Source organism: Nocardiopsis eucommiae (genome assembly GCF_965344335.1).
Classification (GTDB): Bacteria; Actinomycetota; Actinomycetes; order Streptosporangiales; family Streptosporangiaceae; genus Nocardiopsis; species Nocardiopsis eucommiae.
In genome coordinates this window covers 24492-30491 of the sequence record NZ_CBDRIY010000057.1, presented here as the reverse complement: position 1 = coordinate 30491, position 6000 = coordinate 24492, and the positions used below count along the sequence as shown (strand labels likewise).

At 67.8% G+C, this 6000-nt stretch carries 5 protein-coding genes; 1 reads left to right on the top strand and 4 read right to left on the bottom strand.

Features of this window, described 5'->3' with window-relative positions; genetic code table 11:
• The first annotated feature begins 131 nt into the window (after window positions 1-131).
• Entirely contained in the window at window positions 132-1370 is a 1239-nt protein-coding gene (locus tag ACRWK8_RS25100; protein ID WP_378741552.1) for an ABC transporter substrate-binding protein, read from the top strand.
• A 72-nt stretch (window positions 1371-1442) separates the two neighbouring features.
• Here ACRWK8_RS25100 and ACRWK8_RS25095 read toward each other — a convergent pair whose 3' ends face one another.
• The 4 genes from ACRWK8_RS25095 to ACRWK8_RS25080 are packed head-to-tail and all read right to left on the bottom strand — an operon-like array spanning window position 1443 to window position 5746.
• A complete protein-coding gene (locus tag ACRWK8_RS25095; RefSeq protein ID WP_378741548.1) occupies window positions 1443-2303 on the bottom strand; it encodes an ABC transporter ATP-binding protein in 861 nt (286 codons plus the stop codon).
• A complete protein-coding gene (locus ACRWK8_RS25090; RefSeq protein ID WP_378741546.1) occupies window positions 2296-3177 on the bottom strand; it encodes an ABC transporter ATP-binding protein in 882 nt (293 codons plus the stop codon). Before ACRWK8_RS25090 ends, ACRWK8_RS25095 begins: the two co-directional genes overlap by 8 nt.
• Window positions 3167-4168 carry a branched-chain amino acid ABC transporter permease gene (locus ACRWK8_RS25085; protein ID WP_431873062.1) on the bottom strand — a complete coding sequence of 334 codons (1002 nt, stop codon included), beginning with the start codon at window positions 4166-4168 and terminating at the stop codon, window positions 3167-3169. The genes ACRWK8_RS25090 and ACRWK8_RS25085 overlap by 11 nt, the downstream gene beginning before the upstream one ends.
• A gap of 12 nt (window positions 4169-4180) precedes the next feature.
• On the bottom strand, window positions 4181-5746 hold the full coding sequence (locus ACRWK8_RS25080) for a branched-chain amino acid ABC transporter permease (RefSeq protein WP_378741542.1): 1566 nt from the start codon (window positions 5744-5746) through the stop codon (window positions 4181-4183).
• Window positions 5747-6000 lie beyond the last annotated feature (254 nt).

Sequence of the window (6000 nt, the reverse complement as noted above, 5' to 3'; positions counted from 1 at the left end):
GACCCGTCTGGACACGACCACCGCGAGACCCCCGGCACGGCCGCCACCCCGCGCGCCGTGCCTCGTCGTACACGGACCGGGCGGCCGCACGGCACCACACACCACGCTCCCCTCGAACGGACGTCCACGCCATGCCCACCCCACGGTCCCTCGCCCTCCCGGCGGCCACCCTCGCCCTCAGCCTCGCCCTCACGGCCTGCGGAGACACCCTCGACCTCGGAGACGACACCGCGGACGACACCGCGTTCACCTTCGGCCTCCTCTACCCCCAGACCGGCAGCCTCAGCTTCCTCGGGCGCCCCCAGACCGCCGCGGTCGACTACGCCATCGACGAGATCAACGCCGCCGGCGGCATCCTCGGCACCCAGGTCCCACCCCCCGTCGTGGCCGACGAGGCCGGAGACGCGGCACAGGCCCAACAGGCTGCCAACGACCTCGTCTCCGCCGACGTCAACGCCGTCATCGGCGCCGCCGCCTCCGTCATGACCCAGGCCAGCTACGCCACCATCACCGGCGCCGGAATCGCCCAGTGCTCCGGCTCCAGCACCGCCCCAGACCTCACCCGCGTCGACGACAACGGATACTTCTTCCGCACCGCCCCCAGCGACCTCCTCGCCGGACCCGTCCTCGCCCAACGCATCGTCGACGACGGCCACCTCGACGTCGCCGTCATCGCCCGAGCCGACGACTACGGCAACGGCTACCTCAACGCCGTCGAGACCGAACTCGCCGCCCTCGGCGCCAACGTCGTCCTCACCGAGACCTACGACCCCGACGCCACCAACTTCGGCGCCGTCGTCACCACCGCCGTGACCTCCGGAGCCGACGCCGTCGCCCTCATCTCCTTCCAGGAGGGCACCCAGCTGATGGCCGCCCTCATCGAGAGCGGCATCGAGAGCCAGTTCTACCTCACCGACGGCCTCAACGACCCCGACCTGGAGGCGACCATCGGCGCCGCCTCCACCGACGCCGTCACCGGCACCACCGGCGTCGCACCCAGCGCGAACAACCCCCGGTTCAACGAGGACCTACGCGCCTTCGACCCCGAACTCGACGCCTTCCAGTTCGCCCCGCACATCTTCGACTGCGTCACCGCCATCGCCCTCGCCGCGGAGTCCGCGAACTCCACCGACCCCGCCCAGTACGTCGACCACGTCGGAGACGTCACCCGACCCGACGGCACCGAGTGCACCAGCTTCCAGGAGTGCCGCGACCTCCTCGACGAGGGCCGCCCCATCGACTACCAGGGCATGAGCGGCAACATCGACCTCGACGACAACGGAGACCCCACCTCCGCCACCTTCGAGGTCTTCCACTTCGGCGAGAACGGCTACGAGATCCTGGAGTACGTCGAGTTCACCAACGACTGACCCCACCCAGGGACCGGACGCACGACAAGGGGGCGGGACCCACGACGGGTCCCGCCCCCACACACGCCCGGATCAGCCCTTCGCGAGCGTCCCCAGGTACAGCTCGATCACGTTCGGGTCGTTCAACAGGTCCCGACCCGAACCCGTGTACGCGTTCCGCCCCTGGTCCAGCACATATCCCCGGTCACAGATCTGGAGGCACCGCCGCGCGTTCTGCTCCACCATGATCACCGAGACCCCGGCGGCGTTGACCTCCTTCACCCGCTGGAAGACCTCCTCCTGGTAGATCGGGGACAACCCGGCGGTCGGCTCGTCCAACAGCAGCACCGACGGGTCCATCATCAGCGCCCGGCCCATGGCCACCATCTGCCGCTGACCACCCGACAGCGAACCCGCCTTCGCCCGGCGCCGGTCCGCCAGCAGCGGGAACAGCCCCGCCACCACCTCGAACCGCTCCGAGAACGACTTCGGCCGCAGGAACGCCCCCATCTGGAGGTTCTCCTCGATCGTCAGCGACGGGAACACGTTGCGCGTCTGCGGAACGTAACCCACGCCCCGCTCCACCAACGAGTGCGCCGCCAGACCCGCGATACTCGAACCCCGCAGCGTCAGACCGCCCTCACGCACCGGGATCAGCCCGAAGATCGTCTTGATCAGCGTCGACTTGCCCGCGCCGTTCGGCCCGATGATCGCCACGACCTCACCCTCGGTGAGGGTCAGCGTGCACCCGTTCAGGATGTTCACCCCGGGCACGTACCCCGCGACCAGGTCCCTGGCCAGCAACAGGTAGTCGTCCGGACCACCCACCTCCAGGGCCTCCGCCCGCGCCTGCTCCAGCACTTCCTCACGGTGCTCCTGCACGGCGGCGGCCTCCTCGGCCACGGCCGGGACCTCCTCGGGCTCCGGACGGATCCCGTCGTTCCCCTCACTCATCGCCACTCCCCTGGTCCTCGCCCTCCACGTCCTGGGCACCCAGGTAGGCGTCGATCACCTGCTGGTTGGACCGGATGTCCGAAGGACGCCCCTCCGCGATCACCTGACCCTGCGCCAACACCACGATCCAGTCGCTGATCCCCATGATCACGTCCATGTCGTGCTCCACGAACAGGACCGTCTTGCCCTCATCACGCAACGACGTGATGTGGTGCAACAACGACTGCACCAACGCCGGGTTCACACCCGCCATCGGCTCGTCCAGCATGATCATGCTCGGATCGGTCATCAGCGCGCGAGCCATCTCCAGCAGCTTGCGCTGACCACCCGACAACGCGCCCGCCATGTCCCGGCGCTTGTCGATCAGCTTGAACCGCTCCAGCAGCTCCAGCGCCTTCTCGGTGTTGACCTTCTCCTGACGGCCCCACACCGGACGCAGGAACGCACCCGCCATCCGCTCACCCGTCTGACCCGGAGCACCCAACAACATGTTGTCGAGCACCGTCATCCGCGTGAGCGCCTTCGTCAGCTGGAAGGTCCGCACCATCCCGGCCCGCGCCACCTGGTGACCACGGCGGCCGTTGATCCCCCGGCCCTCGAACGACCACTCGCCGCCGTCGACCCGGTCGAACCCCGTCAACAGGTTGAACAGCGTGGACTTGCCCGCACCGTTCGGACCGATCAGCGCCGTGATCGTCCCCCGCTGCACCTCCAGGTGCTCCACGTCCACGGCGGTCAGACCACCGAACGAACGCTTCACCCCGTCAGCCACCAGGATCGGATCCCGCTTGGCCGAACCCGGCTCCGGGACCGCCCCGGCCATCCGGTCGACCTCGGCACCCACCGCGGAGCCGTTCACCTCGTCACTTGACATTGATCAACATCTCCTTGCGGTCACCGATCAGACCCTGCGGCCGGAAGACGATCAGCAGCACCAACAACGCACCGACGAACGCCAACTGGATCGCACCGAAGTCCGGACCCGACAGGAACGGGAGGTAACCCTCACTGCCCAGACCGCGCAGCACCTTGTCCGTGAAGTTCATGAGGAACCAGAACACCATCGAACCCACGATCGGACCGAGCACACGACCCGCGCCGCCCAACAACAGGATCACCCACAGGAAGAACGTCACCTGCGGCTTGAACTGGTCCGGCGCGATCGCACCCTGGTGCACCGCCATCATGCAACCCGCCAGGGCACCGATCAGACCGCCCAGAACCAGAGCCTGCATCTTGTACGCGAACACGTTCTTGCCGAGGCTGCGCACCGCGTCCTCGTCCTCGCGGATGCCCTTCACCACACGGCCCCACGGGCTGTGGATCAGCGCCCAGGTCAGCGCCGCCATCAGCGCCACCAGACCCCACGTCACCGTCATCAGCCACATGTGGCTGCCGCTGAACGAGAACGAACCGAACCCGTAGCGGCCCGCCGGGTCGAACAGCCCCAGCGCCAGGTTCCACTCACGGAACTCCGTCGACAGGTTCTGCAACCCGTACACACCGTTGGTGAGCGGCTCCGCGAAGCCCGCGCGGTACACCAACCGCAGCACCTCGGCCGCCGCGATCGTCGTGATCGACAGGTAGTCCGCCCGCAGCCGCAGCGTCGGCACACCCAGCAACAGCGCCAACACCACCGCGCAGGCCAGACCCACCAGGAACCCGACCAGCAACGGCAACTCGAACACCGCGACACTGATGCCGACGCCGTAGGCGCCCACCAGCATGAAGCCGACCTGCCCGAAGTTCAGCAGCCCCGCGTAACCGAAGTGCATGTTCAGGCCGATCGCGGCCAGCGCGTAGATCGCGGCCACCGGTCCCACCGCGGATCGGGCGGACTCGGCGAGGATCAAGAAAATATCCATCGTCTACCTCTCCTAGCCGACCCGCTCGCGCCGACCGAGCAGACCCTGGGGCCTGATCAGCAGCATGAGGATCATCAGGGCCAGAGCCCACGCTTGCATGAGCTGTGCGGGGAACCACAGGGTGGACAGCATCGCCACCAGACCCACGGCGACACCGCCGACCATCGCGCCGTAGGCCGTGCCCAGACCGCCCAGGATCACCGCGGCGAACATGAGCAGCAGCAGACGGAAGCCCATCTCGTAGTCCACGACCTGGTTCAGGCCGAAGAGCACGCCGCCCAGGGACGCCAGACCACCGCCGAGGAACCACACGTACAGCGTCACCCGGTCCACGTCGATACCCGACGACTCCGCCAGGTCCCGGTTGTCCGAGACCGCGCGCATCGCCTTGCCGATGCGGGTGAACTGGAGCATGCAGGCCACCAGCACCAGGACCACGACCGCGACGGCCATGATCACCAGGTCGCGCGGGGGCATCGAGATCGGGCCGATGTGCACCAGCTCCTGCACCTGGAACCCGGCGTACCGCTGACGGTTCGCGCCGAAGAGCACCAGGAGCACGTGCCGCAGCACCAGGGCCAGACCGATGGAGACAATGAACATCTGGATCAGGGCCACGTTGCGCCTGCGCAGCGGACGCCACAGGTAGCGCTCCATGGTGCTACCGAGCACACCGCCCATGACCACCGCGATACCGGCCGCCACCCACAGCGGCACCTGCCAGCCGGGGTCGAGACCGAACAGGCCCATGAGCGTCGCCAGCGCGATACCGCCGATGACCGAGGACCACTGGAGGATGATCAGCGTCGTCCGGTTGAACCGGCCCTCCAGGAAGGCGCCCACCATGACGGCGCCCCCCAGACCGGCGAAGATCACCAGCAGGGAGTTTCCCAGCCCCGCGGCACCGGTACTGAACAGCAGGGCCATCATCGCGCCGAAGGTGACCATGTCACCGTGCGAGAAGTTGATGACCTGCGTCGTACCGAAGATCAGGGAGAGGCCGATCGCGGAGATCGCGATGACCAGGCCGAACAGCAGACCGGCCGCGGTGAGCTGCGCGAAGCGCTCACCGAACCCGCCGCTGACGCCCTCGACCGCGACCGCCTCGTCCTCGGCGGCGGTGTCCTCCTCCGCGTCCTCGGACGCCTCGGCGTCCGGGGAGGGGGAGCTCTCGTCCTGGCCGGACGCGTCGCCGGGGAGCTCCAACCCGATGAGGAGCAGCCTCTGCTGGTTGGGCTCGACCTCGACCTCGGCCACACCCTCGACGATGAGGCTCGTCTCGCGTACGGCGAACTCGCTGGGGACGGACTCCTGGTCCACCACTAGGCGGTAGTCGCCCGGTCCGGGCAACTCCACTTCCCACATTCCATCAGGGTCGGTCTCCACCGCATCGATCTCGTCATCACCCTGGAAGACCGTGATCAGGATGCCTTCGACACCCTGGTCCCGGTCGTCCGGCTGACCGATCTGACCGTGCAGCGACTCACCGCCCTGTTCGTCTGCCGTCGCCGCTGCCCCGGGGATCACCAGGAATGCGGTGATCAGGGCGAGCAACACGGTCACGAGGCGTGTGCGCACGCGCGCTCCTTGCGCATCTGAGGTTGGCGGCACCTGGATGGGAGGCATCCGGGGCCGCTGTCCTTTAGCTGTTCGGTGCGGTGAGTTTAGCCCGATTTATGCCGGTCATTCAGTGCCGCTTAAGCCACGTGACCCAACCGTCACCCCATTGTGCGCAAGCGTGATCAAACTGGTGCGGGATACGCGTTGACGCTGGACACATGTCCACGTTCCGGAGCCGCAACCTGCCGATCTGTAGGCTTTCCCGGGACCAA

Bases quoted from the DNA above. Each gene is read 5' to 3' on its own strand.
- ACRWK8_RS25100 (WP_378741552.1), top strand. From the start codon at position 132: ATGCCCACCCCACGGTCCCTCGCCCTCCCGGCGGCCACCCTCGCCCTC.
- ACRWK8_RS25095 (WP_378741548.1), bottom strand. From the start codon at position 2,303: ATGAGTGAGGGGAACGACGGGATCCGTCCGGAGCCCGAGGAGGTCCCG.
- ACRWK8_RS25090 (WP_378741546.1), bottom strand. From the start codon at position 3,177: ATGTCAAGTGACGAGGTGAACGGCTCCGCGGTGGGTGCCGAGGTCGAC.
- ACRWK8_RS25085 (WP_431873062.1), bottom strand. From the start codon at position 4,168: ATGGATATTTTCTTGATCCTCGCCGAGTCCGCCCGATCCGCGGTGGGA.